The sequence below is a fragment of the Pantoea sp. CFCC18179 genome (assembly GCF_059412405.1).
This window is the reverse complement of sequence record NZ_JBNBPM010000002.1, coordinates 36,863-51,688: the sequence shown is the minus strand read 5'-3', so window position 1 is coordinate 51,688 and position 14,826 is coordinate 36,863. Positions and strand designations below refer to the sequence as shown.

The following is a 14,826-nucleotide window of genomic DNA, read 5'->3' as shown; positions in this document are numbered from 1 at the left end:
TCTTTTCCTTATATGCTTGTTGTTTGTTGCTTTAAGAACCGTGGTTCAGAAAAACTGCGTAAAAATTTGCGCACGATAACGAACCAATTGTACACAATCATCCCTGCTACGCACTAACTACCTTAAGCACCGCATTACGCGCTAACTCTGGCTCATCACTGTCTAACCAGTGAACTTCAGGCCAGCCACGTAACCAGGTCATCTGGCGTTTAGCGAGCTGCCGAGTGGCGCAAATTCCCCGATAAACCATTTCGTCGTAATCAATTTCACCGGATAGATAAGACCACATCTGGCGATAACCCACACAACGAATGGAAGGCATGTCCGTATGCAAATCACCTCGCGCAAACAGTGCACGAGCCTCCGCTTCAAATCCTGACGCTAGCATCTGGTCGTAACGCAACGCAATGCGTTGATGTATCAGTTCGCGGCTCGCAGGTGCGATAGCAAACTGGTACACGTCGTAGGGTAACGCTTCGCCGGAGGTTTTTGTCAGTTCCGTTAAAGTTTTACCCGAAATAAAAAAAACTTCCAGTGCTCGCGAAAGTCTCTGCGGATCATTCGGATGAATACGACTACCGGCGACCGGATCGATTTCACACAGCTGGCGGTGCAGGGCTTCCCACCCGTTCTCCGCCGCCATTTGCTCTATCCGCTGACGCACCTCGGGATCGGCCGAGGGCAACGGCGACAATCCTTCAAGCAACGCCTTGAAGTAGAGCATGGTTCCACCAACAAGCAACGGAATCTTCCCCTTCTGGGTGATTTCCGCCATTTCTGCCAGCGCATCGCGACGAAATTCTGCAGCGGAATACGCTTCCGCTGGATCGCGAATGTCCAGCAAACGATGGGGCGCCAATGCCAACTCTTCTTCCGACGGTTTCGCCGTACCAATATCCATCCCGCGATAGATTAAGGCAGAGTCAACGCTAATAAGTTCCACCGGAAGTTGCTGACGCAGCGAAATCGCTAATGCCGTCTTACCGGAGGCGGTAGGCCCCATCAAAAAAATTGCCTTTGGCCGGCTAGCCTGGTTTAGTTCACTCATGCTTCAACGCGTTAATCGCGCTCTCAATCTCAATGGTCTGTAACAGACCTGAAGGCGGCGATTTCAGCAGTTGTGGACAAAGCCTTTCCAGCTCTGCCAACAGTGCAATCGCCTGCGAGTGATTCCAGTGAGCGTCTGCTGCATCATCACGACGTGCCAGCCATTGGGCCAACATCGATGCAGAAACCTCTTGCTGCCGGGCCAAGTAGCCTAACAGTTCTGGAATCAAGATTTGTAAATTTTGTGTTCGTAACGGTAAAGGGACGGCACGCAAGGTCACATGCTGACCTTCCCGTTGTAAATCAATGCCCATTAGGCTTAATAGCGCCGATTGTTCACCGATTACCGCCAGTTCAGGCGCAGCAATTTTTAGTCGTACTGGGATCAGCAACGGCTGCGGTTTTAAGCCCTCTTCTCCGGGTTGCAGCTGGGCCTGTTTCAGCCAGCGCGCGGCCACCGCCAGCGCTAGCACTTGCAGCTGATTGCCGCGTTCCAGTAGCGCGTAACGATCCTGCAATACGCTTAACACGCGGCCAAAGCTTTGCGCATGCGCAGTCAGCGGCGTTTCACGCGGTTCAGGCTGGCGAGTTGGCGAGCTAGGTGTAACAGGCGCTGCGGCACGCGGTGCTTCAACCACCGGCGTTTTCATTAACTGTTTATAGGCAGAACCTTCACGCGCACTGTAAACCGGCTCTTTGTTCTGCCAGCTGGCACCGGCCCCCGCAGCCGCAACACCGCCACTACGCGGTTGTGCGAAGTGGTTAGCGCCCGCTGCCTGGCGGTTTTCCGGTTGCCATTTCGGCGCAGGTTCTTCGGCGTGAGCGATCGGCAATTCCGGGGCACGGCTGGCTTGCAATGCGCTCATCACGCCTTGCCAGATAAAATCGTGAACCAAGCGCGACTGATGGAAACGCACTTCATGCTTGGCCGGATGCACATTGACATCCACCTGATGCGGGTCGATCTCCAGATACAGCACGTAAGCCGGTTGCTGGTCGTCGCCGAGTTGGGTTTGATACGCCTGACGAATCGCGTGATTGATCAACTTGTCGCGCATCATGCGGCCGTTGACGTAGCAATATTGCAGGTCGCTGACCTGGCGCGAACCACTAGGATCGGCCACCCAACCGCGCAGCGCGAGATCGTCATGCTGCCAATCGATACGCAGCGCATGTTGCATAAACGTGGTGCCGCAAATCGCGCCTAAACGCCGTTCACGCTGCGCATCGTCGTTGACCGCGCGATATTGGCGCATCAATTTTCCGTTGTGACTCAGCGAAATCGCCACATCAAAACGCGCCAGTGCAATGCGGCGAATCACTTCATCAATGTGGGTAAACTCGGTCTTTTCGGTACGCATGAATTTGCGACGTGCGGGCGTGTTGTAAAACAGGTCGAGCACTTCCAGCGAAGTGCCTACGGGATGTGCCGCCGGTTTTACCGTCACATCCATATCGCGCCCTTCCGCATAGGCTTGCCAGGCTTCATTTTGATCGGCGGTGCGCGATGTCAGCGTTAAGCGGGAAACCGAGCTGATACTGGCGAGCGCTTCGCCGCGAAAACCGAGGCTCATGATCGCCTCAAGGTCGTCGAGCGAAGCGATTTTACTGGTGGCATGACGCGCCAGCGCCATTGCCAGTTCCGCTTTGGCGATGCCACAACCGTTGTCGCGAATGCGGATTAGCTTGGCGCCGCCCTTTTCAATATCGACATCAATACGTGTGGCGCCCGCATCGAGGCTGTTTTCCACCAGCTCTTTTACGACCGATGCCGGACGCTCAACCACTTCGCCCGCGGCAATCTGGTTCGCCAACTGCGGCGGTAAAATTTGTATTGGCATGGTGGAGATCCTCTGGCTGGTTGGCTCACGCGGAGCCAACAATCAGGATTGCGGAATTTTTAAGTTTTGCCCCAGCATCACGTTGCTCGACTTCATATTATTCGCCTGCATGATGGCTTTCGAGCTCACGCCATAGCGCGCTGCAATCGCTGTCAGCGAATCGCCGCGCACTACCTTGTGCCGGGTTGGGCGGCTCGCCGCCGCTACGCTTACGTTGGATTTGGCGGGCACTTTCAGACGCTGTCCCACCCACACCACATCACGCTTCAAGCTGTTCAGGTCTCGCAGCGTTTCCATGCTCACACCATACTTCGCGGCGATGCCGGAGAGCGTTTCGCCGCGCGTTACCGTATGACGCTGGGTTGCGCCGGTATATTGCACCGTGCCGCTCGCCGGGTTACTGGCGACGCTAACCGCCGGTGCGCTGTCCAGCGGGCGGTTTTCCTCCTTTGGGATCGATTGCAGCGGATGCGCGAGGAAATAATTGCGTAAGCCTTTATAAATCGACTGAGCAATTTTCTCCTGATACGCGCTGCTGCCGAGCAGCCGCTCCTCCGCGGCGTTACTGATAAAGCCGGTTTCGACCAGTAAAGAAGGAATATCCGGGGAACGCAATACGCCAAGGCTGGCATGTTCCGGCAGACGTTTATGCAGCGGCGTGATGCCACGCAGCTGTTGCAGCACTTTCACAGCGACGTCATAACCGACGCGCTGTGAATGACCAAACTGCAAATCCAACACCGCCTGGCTGAGATACGGATCTGCCTGACTGTTCGCCAACAAATCACCCGCGCCGCCTAGCAGCTCAGATTGTTTCTCTTTCTGCTCGAGCCAGTTGGCCATTTCGTTGTTGGCGCGACGGTTAGACAGCACCCAAACGGACGCGCCGCTCGCGGAGTGATTTGGCGCAGCATCGGCGTGAATCGAAACCAGCAGATTAGCGTTCTCTTTACGCGCCACTTCGGAACGGCCCATCACCGAAATGAAGTAATCGCCGTTACGCGTCAGCACCGGTTTAAACATCGGATCTTGATCCATCAGCACTTTCAATTTGCGCGCGATGGAGATGGTGACATTTTTCTCGTGCAAGCCGTGCTGACCCGACGCGCCAGGATCCTGGCCGCCGTGTCCGGCATCAATCGCCACAATCACCACATCATTGCGGCTGACAGCGCTGCCAGGACGCACGGTAGTATTACTGCTGGTCACCGCAGTGACCGGATTGGCGTTAAACGGATTGGCCTGGCTTTCAGTCTGGCGCGCGGTGGTAACCGGTGCGGTTGGCGCGATGGCGCGCTTAGCCGGCTGCGTGCCACGAATGGTGAACACTACACGATATTGATTGCCATCGCGCTGCGTGGTGGCGCGGGTTTGCGCCGCTTGCGTCAATTCAAATACCAGACGCAAGCTTTGCTTGTCTTTCGGTTGGCTGTGACGAATACGCTGCACGATATTTTCACCGCTGAAATTCAACGGTAAACCTTTAATCGCGCCGCTTTGGCGAATATCCAATACCACGCGATTGGGATTGTGCAGCGGAAAGAAGCCGTAAACCGGCTGACCGTTAAAACTCAGCGTGACGGTCGCCTGGCTGTCGCCGTTATCCACTTTGATATCGGATAACGTGGCTGACAGCGCCGAAGCAGAAAACAGACACAGCAAGCCCAGAACAATGATTTTCATCCGTGACATCATGCCGAATCCCTGCCTTGCTGGAATTGCTGCAACAACGCTTCACCAGTGGCTGAAATCGCGCTGATTTCCGCTTCACGCGCGGCATCGACGTAACGTAGCGTCAACGCCAAATCCGGTTCGGGCAGCACGCCAGTACCTTGCTGCGGCCATTCCACCAGACACAGCGCATCACCGCTGAAATAGTCGCGGATGCCCATAAACTCCAGCTCTTCGGGATCGGCAAGACGATAAAGATCGAAGTGATACAGCGTGCGCGAGCCGAGTTCGTAAGGCTCAACCAAAGTATAAGTCGGGCTTTTCACATTGCCTTGATGGCCGAGCGCCTGCAAAAAACCTCGGCTAAAGGTGGTTTTACCGGCACCTAAATCGCCATAAAGATAGATCACCAGCGCGCTGTCACACACGCGCGCCAATTGCGCACCCAGATTCAGGGTTGCCGCCTCATCGGGCAAAGAAATAACACAGGTCTTCATGCTTTATTGTTGGATCATCTCTGGATTAACAAACTGCCACAGCAGTTCGAACAAATCAGTGGCTAACATGCCGCGTGTTCCGCGTTGACGCGCAACGGCATCGGCGGTTGCGCCGTGTGCAACACAGCCCGCGCAGGCTGCCTCGAATAATGTCAGTTTCTGGCCTAACAAAGCGGCAATAATTCCGCTTAACACATCGCCCATCCCGCCGGACGCCATGCCTGCATTGCCGACATCGGCAATCGCTAATTCTCCCGCCGCGCTGGCGATAATCGTGCCAGCGCCTTTCAGCACCACAACGCCACCGTAGCGTTTCGCCAGGGCTTGTGCCGCCGCAATGCGGTCACTCTCAATTTCGCTGGTTTTCACGCCCAGCAAGCGTGCCGCTTCGCCTGGATGCGGCGTAATGATGCGATTCTGACGGTTATCAGGATTGATTGCCAGCAGGTTAAGCGCATCCGCATCCCAAAGCATCGGCTTTTCACTTATCGCAATCTTTTTCAGTGCCTTCCGAGCCCAATCACGTTGACCGAGCCCCGGCCCAACCGCGATCACATCTGCCCATTCCAGTGCCTGATCCAGACGTTCCTCGTTCAGCGCGTCCACCATCAATTCCGGCCGCGCAGTGAGAATCGGCGCAATATTATCTTCATGTGTCAGCACACGCACAAGCCCAGCGCCAGCACGCAAGGCCGCCTCGCCGGTCATACGGATCGCGCCGGCTGTGCCGCTGTCGCCGCCAATCACCGTTAAACACCCGTTATCGCCTTTGTGCGAAGTGGCGCGACGTGGTTTGAGCCAGCGCGATAAATCCTGCGCATCGTAACGGGTGATCGGCGCGCACTCGCCTGCCAGAAACGCGCTTAAACCGAGATCGTCGTGATGCAACCGACCAACATAATCGCGCGCTTTGCCAGTAAGCTGGCCCGGCTTCAGGGCAATCATGCTGAGCGTGTGATCGGCAAAAATGGTTTCGCCAGGCGCGATGCCGGTTGCAGCGATTAAACCGGAAGGCATATCGATCGCCAGCACCGGCGCTGCATGCGCGTTAGCTAGCGTAATCAAGCGATCGTAGGGCGCAGCAGGTGCGCGATTTAAGCCAGTACCGAGCAACGCATCGATGATCACGTCAACCTGTTCCGGCCAGATTGCATCAGCCGCATGAATCACACCGCCCGCGGCCAACCACGCTTCACGCGCTTGCTGCGCCTCTTCGGGCAACGCTTTGCTGCCCTCGCAGGCCAGCAACGTCACGCTAAAACCGGCTGCCTGCGCCAATCGCGCAACCACATAACCATCGCCGCCATTGTTGCCATGCCCGCAAAGAATCAACCAATGCTGCGCTTGCGGCCATAATTGACGCGTCAATTCATAACTGGCTTGCCCGGCGCGCTGCATCAGTTCGTACAGCGTTAATCCCAGACTATCGGCGGCATTGCGCTCCAGCTGCGCCATCGCCTGCGCAGGCCAGACAGAGTGTGTTAAACTGCGGACGTTTGCTTCAACTGCCTGGTTTCTCATGTCATACCCTCTCGATCTTCAACAGCTCGCTCAACAAATTAAACAGTGGGGACGCGAACTCGGCTTCCAACAGGTTGGTATTTGCGATACCGATCTCAGCGCCGAAGAGCCCAAACTGCAAGCCTGGCTGGAGAAGCAGTATCACGGTGAGATGGATTGGATGGCGCGTCACGGCATGATGCGTGCGCGTCCACATGAATTGCTGCCCGGCACACTGCGCGTCATCAGCGTGCGCATGAACTACCTTCCAGCGAAAGCCGCGTTTGCCAGCACTTTAAAAAATCCGCAACTGGGCTACGTTAGCCGTTATGCGCTGGGGCGCGACTATCACAAAGTATTACGCAATCGACTGAAAAAGCTTGGAGAAATGATTCAAGCGCACTGTGGTGAACTCAATTTCCGCCCGTTCGTCGATTCTGCACCGATCCTTGAACGTCCGATTGCTGCTAAAGCCGGATTAGGCTGGACCGGCAAACATTCATTGATTCTTAATCGTGAAGCTGGCTCGTGGTTTTTCCTCGGCGAACTGTTGATTGATATCCCGTTGCCAGTCGATCAGCCCCAAGAAGAACAGTGCGGACGCTGCGTTGCCTGCATCACCATCTGCCCCACTTCCGCCATTGTTGAACCTTATGTGGTGGATGCGCGTCGCTGCATCTCCTATCTCACCATCGAATTGGAAGGCGCAATTCCCGAAGAGTTCCGTCCACTGATCGGCAATCGGATTTACGGTTGCGATGATTGCCAGCTGATCTGCCCGTGGAACCGCTACGGCCAGCTGACCGATGAAGATGATTTCTCACCTCGCGCCGTATTACACGCACCGCCGCTGACCGATTTGTTCCAATGGGATGAAGCCAAATTTTTGCGTATCACCGAAGGTTCAGCGATTCGTCGTATTGGCCATCTGCGCTGGCTGCGCAACGTGGCGGTGGCATTGGGCAATGCGCCTTGGGCAGAAGAAAATATTGCGGTATTACAACTGCGCAGCGGTGAACATCCGATGCTTGATGAGCATATTGAATGGGCAATTGCACAGCAGTTACAGAAACGCGCGGAACAAGCGGTGGAAGTGCAGCCTGCGAAGAAACAGCGCTTGGTGCGCGCAGTTGAAAAAGGTTTGCCGCGTGATGCGTGATTGAGCAGTCGCACAGGATAAAACGCTTTTCCACATGCTGTGAATAACATTATCCAACTGTAAAGTGACGAAGATCGTAATTTCGTTCAGTAAGTAGAATTACACACTGAAACATCATAAACATAACACAAATCAACAGGTTACATTACAGATGTAAATAGATACGTCCTGTTTTTCGCGCACGGGCATGTCCAGAGCTTGTGGATAACTCTGTTCAAAACAGTTTTGTAGATAGGGGAAAACAGCGTCAGCACGTTGCAGGCACATTGTGGATAACCTGTAAAACTACAGTAACTAACAACAGGCATTATGCGGACTAACAAGGTGTGCACATTTCCAGAAATAAACGTGGTACTTAAGATCGATAACGACCAGCAGCAGTTTTAAATCTGATTGCGCCCTAGGGCAAATAACATTAGTGAATATAAAAATTTGGAGCGGGAAACGAGACTCGAACTCGCGACCCCGACCTTGGCAAGGTCGTGCTCTACCAACTGAGCTATTCCCGCATAATCTTCGTATTTTAGTCTGCTGCGTTAGCGACTGACTAAATCCGTGATTTGGATGGTTTACTGCAAACTCTGGAGCGGGAAACGAGACTCGAACTCGCGACCCCGACCTTGGCAAGGTCGTGCTCTACCAACTGAGCTATTCCCGCATTAGAGGTTACTTCTACTACGATACAAATTTTGGAGCGGGAAACGAGACTCGAACTCGCGACCCCGACCTTGGCAAGGTCGTGCTCTACCAACTGAGCTATTCCCGCATTAGAGGTTACTTCTACTACGATACAAATTTTGGAGCGGGAAACGAGACTCGAACTCGCGACCCCGACCTTGGCAAGGTCGTGCTCTACCAACTGAGCTATTCCCGCGCCGTGTACCGTATGAAATTCTTCACCGGTACGGGGTGCGCATTATACGAGAAATCCTTTCAGTCGCAAGAGTCTAAAAGCAAAATTTTGCGCTTTCTGCGCGATCGCTGTTTTAATCGCCAACCTGATGATTTCCTGCGCACCCTTTGCTGATTAAAGCTGCAAGAAGTGTTCGCGGTAGTACGCCAGCTCGGCAACAGACTCGCGAATGTCATCCAACGCCTGATGACTGCCAGACTTTTTAAAGCCAGGCAAGATATCCGGCTTCCAGCGACGCGCCAGTTCTTTCAGCGTGCTGACGTCGAGATAGCGATAATGGAAATAGGCTTCCAGCTCAGGCATGTACTTAAACAGGAAACGACGATCCTGGCCGATACTGTTGCCGCAAATCGGTGAAGTATTCGCTGGAACCCATTGTTTGAGGAACTCAATGGTGGCCAGTTCTGCCGCCCGATCGTCGTGCTGGCTGGCTTTCACCCGCGCCACTAAACCGCTATTGGTGTGGGTGCGCACGTTCCAGTCATCCATCAACGCCAACTGGTCGTCAGATTGATGCACGGCGAACACCGGGCCTTCTGCCAGAATGTTGAGGTTGGCATCGGTGACGATGGTAGCGATCTCAATAATGCGATCGCGTTCCGGATCGAGTCCGGTCATTTCGAGGTCGATCCAAATCAGATTGTTTTCATTTCCCGCTGTCATGCGTTTCCCACCTGTTGCCAAAGTCGTCATTAAACTCATTTCAGGTGTATCATAGACGTTTTGCCCAGCAGGGCGAAGCCTGGCGAAAGCCGTGAGAGGATGCGTGAGTAAAAACAAACTGTCGAAAGGTCAACAACGTCGTGTCAGCGCCAACCATCAGCGTCGTCTACAGCAACGGAGCGATAAGCCGGAGCCCGATGATAGCCTGTTTGGAGAAGCAGCCGATGGCGTGGTGATCAGCCGTTTCGGCATGCACGCAGACGTGGAAGACAGCGCAGGCGAAGTGCATCGCTGTAACATCCGCCGCACCATTCGCTCGCTGATCACCGGCGATCGTGTGTTGTGGCGCGCAGCGATTGGCGGCGGCAAAGGGATCGTTGAAGCCGTTCACGATCGCAAAACCGTATTAACCCGTCCAGACTTCTACGACGGCGTGAAACCGATCGCCGCCAACATCGATCAGATCATTATCGTTTCGGCGATCCTGCCGGAACTGTCGCTTAACATTATCGATCGCTACTTGGTTGCCAGTGAAACCTTGGGCGTTGAGCCGTTGCTGGTGCTGAACAAAACCGATCTGCTGGATGCCGAAGGACGCGCCTTTGTCGATGAGCAGATGGAGATCTATCGCAACATTGGTTACCGCGTGTTGATGGTGTCCAGCCATGCCAAAGATGGTTTAGTCGAACTGGAACAAGCGTTAACCGGCCGCGTCAGCATCTTTGCCGGTCAATCGGGCGTGGGGAAATCCAGCCTGTTGAACAACTTGTTAGGTCTGGATGTGGCCACTGAAATACTGACCAACGATGTTTCCAACGTTTCCGGACTCGGCCAGCACACCACCACCGCATCGCGCCTGTATCACTTCCCGGCTGGCGGCGATGTGATCGATTCTCCCGGCGTGCGCGAGTTCGGTTTATGGCATCTGGAACCGGAACAAGTGACCCGCGGATTTGTCGAATTCCGTGAATATCTCGGTAGTTGCCGCTTCCGTGACTGCAAGCACGATACCGATCCAGGCTGTGCGATTCGCGAAGCGGTTGAAAACGGCGCTATCGATATTTCCCGCTTCGATAACTACCATCGAATTCTGGAGAGTATGGCGCAGGTAAAAACGCGTAAAAACTTTTCCTCCGACGAAATTTAACGCGTACAACGGCACATTCGCCAATGAGCTGGGGCGCTGTTACAATCCGCCCCCCTTTTTGTTAACGACACGTAATTAAGCCAGGAGGCAACGGTGTTTGATCGTTTTAAACTCGGCCTGAATCATATTTTGCCCAAAAAAGGGCTCACCGAACTCGCCGGTTGGGGTGCGAGTCGTCGTGGTGGCTGGCTCACTAAAGCGGTCATCGACATATTTGTCTGGTACTACAAAGTGGATATGGCGGAAGCCAGCAAGCCACATACCGGCAGCTATCGTACCTTCAATGATTTCTTTGTCCGCCCGTTAAAAGAGGGCGCGCGTCCTATCGATCCGGACGCGTCTTTATTGGCGCTGCCAGCCGATGGCGCGATCAGCCAATTAGGTCGCATTGCGGGCGATCAGATCTTCCAGGCGAAAGGCCATACTTATAGCTTGCAAGCGCTGCTGGCGGGCAATGACGATCTGGCGGATCAATTCCACGACGGCGAGTTCGTTACTACTTACCTCGCGCCGCGTGACTATCATCGCGTGCACATGCCATGTAACGGCGTCCTGCGCGAAATGGTGTATGTGCCAGGCGATCTCTACTCGGTTAATCCGCTGACCGCTCGCAACATTCCGAATCTGTTTGCGCGTAACGAGCGCGTGATCTGTGTGTTTGATACCGATCACGGCCCAATGGTGCAGATCCTTGTCGGTGCCACCATTGTTGGTAGCATCGAAACCGTTTGGGCTGGCACCATTACGCCGCCGCGCGAAGGGGTGATCAAACGCTGGCGTTATCCTTCTGCCGATCATGATGGCGCGGTTGTGCTGCTGAAAGGTCAGGAAATGGGTCGCTTCAAATTGGGTTCAACGGTGATCAACCTGTTCGCGCCAAATCGCGTGAAACTGGCCGAAAGCCTTGAAGCTGAGAGTAAAACCCGTCTTGGTCAGCCGCTGGCTATCGCCCTGCCCCAGCCCGGCGACAGCGTCTCACTCAGCAAATAACCGGAACCTCTCCCGTGCGCGTTCTTCTCTCTTTACTGCTGAGCCTGGTGCTCAGCAGTTCTGTATTTGCAGCTTCCATTCCGCAATCCAGCCAGCTCAAGCAAGAGCTGGATGCGGCTAAATCCGCGAAAAGTTCTCCTGCGCAAACCGAACAGGTTCAAGCGCTGGAAGCAGCGATTAACTTCCTCACCGAACGCGACGAATCGCTGGAACGGGCTAAGCAATATCAGCAGGTGATTGATGATTTCCCGCGCCTGTCGCGCGAGTTACGTCAGCAAATCGCCACGCTGACGGAAAGCAGCAAAACGGTGCGCAGCAACATGAGCAGCGCCGAGCTGGATCAGGAATTGCTGCAAGTCAGCAGCCAGCTGCTGGAAGAAGGCCGCCAGGCGCAGCAAGAGCAGGATCGCGCACGCGAGATCAGTGATTCACTTTCACAGCTGCCGCAACAGCAAACCGATGCACGCCGCGCGATGACCGAAAGCGATCGTCGGGTACAGAGCGCATCGGCGGCCTCCACTCCTTTAGCGCAGGCGCAGATCTACGCGCGCCAGGCGGAAAACGCCGCCAATAAAGCACGCGTTGATGAACTCGAACTGGCGCAACTCTCCGCTAACAATCGTCAGGAACTGGCGCGCATGCGCGCTGAAGTGCATCAGCGCAAAGCCACGCAGCTGGATAATTATCTGCAAGCGCTGCGCAATCAGCTCAACAATCAACGTCAGCGTGAGGCCGAACTGGCGCTGGAGCGCACCGAGCAATTGGCCGAGAACAGCGGCGATTTGCCGAGTTCCATCAGCGATCAATTCCGCGTCAACCGCGAACTTTCAGCCGATCTCAACCAGCAAGCGCAGCGCATGGATCTGGTGGCATCACAGCAACGTCTTGCCACCAACCAAACCTTACAAGTACGCCAGGCGCTGAGCACATTGCGTGAGCAGTCGCAATGGCTCGGCGTATCGAACCTGTTGGGAGAAGCGCTGCGTGCGCAAGTGGCGCGTTTGCCGGAAATGCCAAAATCGCAGCAAATCGACAGCGAAATGGGGCAACTGCGCGTCCAACGTCTGCACTACGAAGATTTGTTAGAACATCAGCAAGAGCTGCGTAAAGCCAAGCAGGATGACGGCACGCCGTTTAGTGCCGATCAAACGCGTATCCTTGAAGCGCAGTTGAAAACCCAGCGCGAATTACTGAATTCGCTGATCTCCGGCTGCGATACGCTGATTCTGGAAATCACCAAACTCAAAGTGTCCAATACCCAGTTGCAGGATGCGTTGGTGGAAGTGAAAGACGCCACGCACCGCTATCTGTTCTGGACCGCCGACGTTAACGCCATCGGCCTGAATTTCCCGATGGAAATGGCGCAGGATCTCAATCGTCTGCTGTCGCTGGATACCGCAGGTCAACTCGGCAAAGCGCTGGCGATGATGTTTACCAACCGTGAAACCGTGTTGCCGATTATTGGCGCGGTGCTGTTGGTCGGTTTCAGTATTAGCTCGCGCCGTCACTACCACGCCTTTATGCAGCGCTCCGCCAGCCGCGTCGGCAAAGTGACCCAAGACCGCTTTAGCCTGACGTTGCGTACCGTGTTTTGGTCAATTCTGGTTGCGCTGCCGCTGCCGGTTTTGTGGGCTGCGCTCGGTTATGGTTTGCAGCATGCGTGGCCGTATCCTTTCGCCGTGGCGATTGGCGACGGCATTACCGCCACGCTGCCGCTGCTGTGGGCCTTTATGATCAGCAAAGCCTTTGCCCGCAACGACGGTTTGTTCGTGGTGCATTTCCGCTGGCCGCAAGCACGTGTGGCGCGCGCCATGCGTTATTACTCGCTGACCGTTGGCTTGATTGTGCCGCTGATTATGCTGCTGATCGCCTTTGCCAACCTCGATGATCCGCAGTTCTCCGCTACGCTCGGCCGCCTGTGCTTCATCCTGATTTGTGGGGCGCTGAGCATCGTGACGGTGAGCCTGAAACGCGCGGGCATTCCGCTGTATCTCGATAAAGAAGGCAATGGCGATAACTTTGTAAACCGCATTCTGTGGAACCTGCTGATTGCCATTCCGTTGGTGGCGGCATTCGCTTCCTGCATCGGTTATTTAGCCACGGCGCAGGCGCTGCTGGCGCGTCTGGAAACCTCGGTTGGCATTTGGTTCTTCCTGTTGGTGGTGTATCACATCATTCGCCGCTGGATGCTGATTCAACGCCGCCGCATCGCCTTTGATCGTGCACGCCAGCGTCGTGCCGATATGCTGGCTAACCGCGCGCGCAGTGAAGAAGAGAAAGAACAACAAACGCCGGTCAATGCTGACACCATCGAAATTGATGAGCCAAGTATCGACCTGGATGAGATCAGCGCGCAGTCGCTGCGTCTGGTGCGCTCGATTCTGACGCTAATCGCGCTGGTTTCGGTGATTGTTTTGTGGTCAGAAATTCACTCGGCGTTCAGCTTCCTCGATAACATTCCGTTATGGAATGCCACCACAACCATTCAAGGCGTTGATAGCGTGCAGGCGATTACGCTGGGCGCGGTGTTGATAGCCATTCTGGTGCTGATCATCACCACGCAGCTGGTGCGTAATATGCCGGCGCTACTGGAACTGGCGCTGTTGCAACATCTCAGTCTGGCACCAGGAACCGGTTATGCGATTACCACCTTAACCAAATATGCGTTGATGCTGATCGGCGGCCTGATCGGCTTCTCGATGATGGGCATTGAGTGGTCGAAGCTGCAATGGCTGGTTGCCGCGTTAGGTCTGGGATTGGGCTTCGGTATGCAGGAGATCTTCGCCAACTTTATTTCTGGCCTGATTATTCTATTTGAGAAGCCGATTCGTATCGGCGATACCGTCACCATTCGTGATTTGACCGGTAGCATCACACGTATCAATACGCGCGCCACCACCATTACCGATTGGGATCGCAAAGAGATCATCGTGCCGAACAAGGCCTTCATTACGGAGCAGTTCGTAAACTGGTCGCTGTCGGATTCGGTGACGCGTGTGGTGCTAACCATTCCAGCACCGGCGCGAGTCAACAGCGATGAAGTGACCAACATTCTCAAGCAAGCGGCAGATCGTTGTACTTACGTGCTTGATATGCCAGCGCCGGATGTGTTCCTTGTCGATCTGCAACAAGGTATTCAATTGTTTGAACTGCGCGTGCACGCGGCGGAAATGGGACATCGCATGCCGCTGCGTCACGAATTGCATCAGCTAATTCTGCGCGGCTTTGAGGAGCATGGCATTGAAATGCCGTTCCCACCGTTCCAGGTACGCATGGAAACGCTAGGCAAGCAAAATCCGGCCAGTAACGGTGCTCCCGCTAATAAGACCTTCAAGTCAGGCGGATTATAAAAAACACAACGCCCGGCAATTGCCGGGCGTTTTTTATTGCCGCAGAGA

10 protein-coding genes and 4 tRNA genes are annotated in these 14,826 nt (G+C 54.7%); 4 read left to right on the top strand and 10 right to left on the bottom strand.

The features are described from left to right. Positions 1–106: 106 nt before the first annotated feature. Genes miaA through nnr form a run of 5 tightly spaced genes read right to left on the bottom strand, consistent with a single transcriptional unit; the run spans position 107 to position 6,577 of the window. The gene (gene miaA / locus ACPUC7_RS04855) at positions 107–1,048 is read right to left on the bottom strand and encodes a tRNA (adenosine(37)-N6)-dimethylallyltransferase MiaA (RefSeq protein WP_494921977.1); all 942 of its coding nucleotides are present in this window, start codon (positions 1,046–1,048) and stop codon (positions 107–109) included. After that, on the bottom strand, positions 1,041–2,888 hold the full coding sequence (gene mutL, locus ACPUC7_RS04850; RefSeq protein ID WP_494921976.1) for a DNA mismatch repair endonuclease MutL: 1,848 nt from the start codon (positions 2,886–2,888) through the stop codon (positions 1,041–1,043). The genes miaA and mutL overlap by 8 nt, the downstream gene beginning before the upstream one ends. A 42-nt stretch (positions 2,889–2,930) precedes the next feature. After that, positions 2,931–4,583 (bottom strand): N-acetylmuramoyl-L-alanine amidase AmiB, encoded by a 1,653-nt coding sequence (amiB, locus tag ACPUC7_RS04845; RefSeq protein WP_494921975.1) that lies wholly within the window; start codon positions 4,581–4,583, stop codon positions 2,931–2,933. After that, positions 4,580–5,056, bottom strand: a complete 477-nt coding sequence (tsaE, locus tag ACPUC7_RS04840) for a tRNA (adenosine(37)-N6)-threonylcarbamoyltransferase complex ATPase subunit type 1 TsaE (protein ID WP_343553039.1) — start codon at positions 5,054–5,056, stop codon at positions 4,580–4,582. Before tsaE ends, amiB begins: the two co-directional genes overlap by 4 nt. 3 nt (positions 5,057–5,059) lie before the next feature. Beyond that, positions 5,060–6,577 carry a bifunctional ADP-dependent NAD(P)H-hydrate dehydratase/NAD(P)H-hydrate epimerase gene (gene nnr, locus ACPUC7_RS04835; protein ID WP_494921974.1) on the bottom strand — a complete coding sequence of 506 codons (1,518 nt, stop codon included), beginning with the start codon at positions 6,575–6,577 and terminating at the stop codon, positions 5,060–5,062. Between nnr and queG the strand changes: the two genes are divergently transcribed. Further along, positions 6,576–7,715: a tRNA epoxyqueuosine(34) reductase QueG gene (gene queG / locus ACPUC7_RS04830; RefSeq protein WP_494921973.1), complete on the top strand. Its 1,140-nt coding sequence runs from the start codon at positions 6,576–6,578 to the stop codon at positions 7,713–7,715. The genes nnr and queG overlap by 2 nt on opposite strands. 433 nt (positions 7,716–8,148) lie before the next feature. On the opposite strand, the gene ACPUC7_RS04825 is transcribed toward queG, so the two are convergent. The 5 genes from ACPUC7_RS04825 to orn form a co-directional block, all read right to left on the bottom strand. After that, a tRNA-Gly gene (locus ACPUC7_RS04825) sits at positions 8,149–8,224 on the bottom strand. 73 nt (positions 8,225–8,297) lie between these two features. Continuing rightward, positions 8,298–8,373: transfer RNA gene (locus ACPUC7_RS04820), tRNA-Gly, on the bottom strand. A 32-nt stretch (positions 8,374–8,405) separates the two neighbouring features. Then, positions 8,406–8,481, bottom strand: a tRNA-Gly gene (locus ACPUC7_RS04815). 32 nt (positions 8,482–8,513) lie between these two features. Beyond that, positions 8,514–8,589: transfer RNA gene (locus tag ACPUC7_RS04810), tRNA-Gly, on the bottom strand. Positions 8,590–8,742: 153 nt separating this feature from the next. Continuing rightward, positions 8,743–9,291 carry an oligoribonuclease gene (orn, locus tag ACPUC7_RS04805; RefSeq protein WP_049851240.1) on the bottom strand — a complete coding sequence of 183 codons (549 nt, stop codon included), beginning with the start codon at positions 9,289–9,291 and terminating at the stop codon, positions 8,743–8,745. A 103-nt stretch (positions 9,292–9,394) separates the two neighbouring features. Here orn and rsgA point away from each other — a divergent pair, with 103 nt between their 5' ends. From rsgA to mscM, 3 genes are all read left to right on the top strand, one after another. After that, a complete protein-coding gene (gene rsgA, locus ACPUC7_RS04800) occupies positions 9,395–10,438 on the top strand; it encodes a small ribosomal subunit biogenesis GTPase RsgA (RefSeq protein ID WP_494921972.1) in 1,044 nt (347 codons plus the stop codon). Between the two features lie 93 nt (positions 10,439–10,531). Then, on the top strand, positions 10,532–11,428 hold the full coding sequence (gene asd / locus ACPUC7_RS04795; protein ID WP_343553046.1) for an archaetidylserine decarboxylase: 897 nt from the start codon (positions 10,532–10,534) through the stop codon (positions 11,426–11,428). A gap of 14 nt (positions 11,429–11,442) precedes the next feature. Then, a complete protein-coding gene (gene mscM, locus ACPUC7_RS04790) occupies positions 11,443–14,778 on the top strand; it encodes a miniconductance mechanosensitive channel MscM (RefSeq protein WP_494921971.1) in 3,336 nt (1,111 codons plus the stop codon). The last annotated feature ends 48 nt before the right edge of the window (positions 14,779–14,826 follow it).

Coding starts and splice junctions, on each gene's coding strand:
- tsaE (WP_343553039.1), bottom strand. CDS start 5,056: ATGAAGACCTGTGTTATTTCTTTGCCCGATGAGGCGGCAACCCTGAAT.
- amiB (WP_494921975.1), bottom strand. CDS start 4,583: ATGATGTCACGGATGAAAATCATTGTTCTGGGCTTGCTGTGTCTGTTT.
- orn (WP_049851240.1), bottom strand. CDS start 9,291: ATGACAGCGGGAAATGAAAACAATCTGATTTGGATCGACCTCGAAATG.
- mutL (WP_494921976.1), bottom strand. CDS start 2,888: ATGCCAATACAAATTTTACCGCCGCAGTTGGCGAACCAGATTGCCGCG.
- miaA (WP_494921977.1), bottom strand. CDS start 1,048: ATGAGTGAACTAAACCAGGCTAGCCGGCCAAAGGCAATTTTTTTGATG.
- queG (WP_494921973.1), top strand. CDS start 6,576: ATGTCATACCCTCTCGATCTTCAACAGCTCGCTCAACAAATTAAACAG.
- nnr (WP_494921974.1), bottom strand. CDS start 6,577: ATGAGAAACCAGGCAGTTGAAGCAAACGTCCGCAGTTTAACACACTCT.